General features: G+C 57.1%; 1 protein-coding gene. It reads right to left on the bottom strand.

Annotated elements, in window-relative coordinates; translation table 11 throughout:
- A partial coding sequence (locus tag HV213_RS33105; RefSeq protein ID WP_181486584.1) for an efflux RND transporter permease subunit occupies positions 1-1,570 on the bottom strand: 1,570 nt, incomplete at both ends.

Raw genomic sequence — 1,570 nt, 5'->3', positions numbered from 1 at the left:
CTGCTGCTCAATTTCCTCAACCAGCACGATGCCGTTACGAATCAACATCCCGCTCAGGCTAAGCAAGCCTATCAATGCCATAAAGCCAAAAGGAATACCGGTAATCAAAAAGCCTGGCGTTACGCCAATCAGCGCCAGCGGCACCGTCAGCCAGATAGCGATCGCGTTTTTCAGCGAGCTGAACATCAGCACAGTGATAACAAACATCACCAGGTAACCCAGCGGCAGGGTGGTGAACAACCCCTGCTGCGCTTCGCGGGAATTCTCCGCGTCGCCGCCCCACTCAATACTGTAGCCGTGCGGTAGGGCGAGGGCATCGATTTGCGGCTTCACGCGCGCCAGAATATCGCCTGAGGTTTGATTGCTCAGCGGATCGGGGTCGGTCTGCACGGTCAGTACGCGGCTGCGGTCGCGGCGCAGGATCAAAGGATCTTCCCACTCGAGATTAAAGCCGCTGACCACGTTACTGAGCGGGATATACTGCTGGCGGTTTTGGCTCCAGACCAGCACATTATTCAGGTGGTTAGCATCCTGGCGCTCGGCGGCTGGTGGGCGAACCACCACCGGCAGCAGGTCAGCCCCTTCGCGATAGAGTCCCGCACGGCTACCAGAGAAATTCATCTCCAGCGCGTTATCGATATCCTGTTTATCTACTCCCAGTTCGCGGCCTAAGCTGGCGGAATATTGTGGGCGGATAACCTTGCTGCGGTTCTGCCAGTCGTTGCGCACGCCGTCGGTGGCCGGGTCTGCGGAGAGAATATCGCCCACCTGGCTGGCGAGCAGGCGCAGGCGGTCGGGATCCGGGCCTTTGATGCGCACTTCAATGGCGCTATCGCCGGAAGGGCCGAACATCACGCGTTTGCTGCTGGCATTAACCTGCGGATAGTTGCGCGCAATATAGCTGTCAACATGCTGCGTCAGAGCGTTAATACTGCGCTGGTCGTCCATGCGTACCATGATCTGCGCGTAGTTGCTGTATTGCCGTTGCCCGCTGTAGGTGAGGATAAAACGCATACTGCCCTGACCAACGGTGGCGATGGTGGTGACAACGCCCGGCTGGCCGTTAATCGAGGTTTCAATATCGCTGGCCATCTTTTCGGTTGTCGCAATATCAGTGCCATAGGGAAGCCAGAGGTCAACAAAGAAGATAGGCGTGTTCGATGAGGGGAAAAAGTTCTGCCGCACCGAGCCGAATCCCCATATTGAAGCTGCCAGCAGCGCCGCCATGACGGTCAGGGTGATCGCTTTGCGCATCAGTAGGGTGTGCAGAATCTGCTGATAAATGCGATAAAAGCGCCCGCTGTAGGGGTCGGTATCCGAGGTTTCAGCAGGCGGCTGTTGCCCTTTGAACAGCCACCATTTAATCAGTACTGGCGTGATGGTTAACGCTGAGAACCAGCTCAGCATGAGTGAAATCAGCAGCACCTGGAACAGTGATTTGCAGTATTCTCCGGTGGAGTCCTGCGACAGGCCAATCGGCGCAAAGGCGAGAATAGCAATCACCGTCGCCCCCAGCAGCGGCAGCGCCGAGCGGCGAATCACATAATTAATCGCCGTGAGCAGCGTCGAC

Source organism: Klebsiella sp. RHBSTW-00484, from assembly GCF_013705725.1.
Taxonomy (GTDB): Bacteria; Pseudomonadota; Gammaproteobacteria; order Enterobacterales; family Enterobacteriaceae; genus Klebsiella.
The sequence above is the reverse complement of the archived record's forward strand: the minus strand, read 5'-3'. Positions and strand labels throughout refer to the sequence as shown.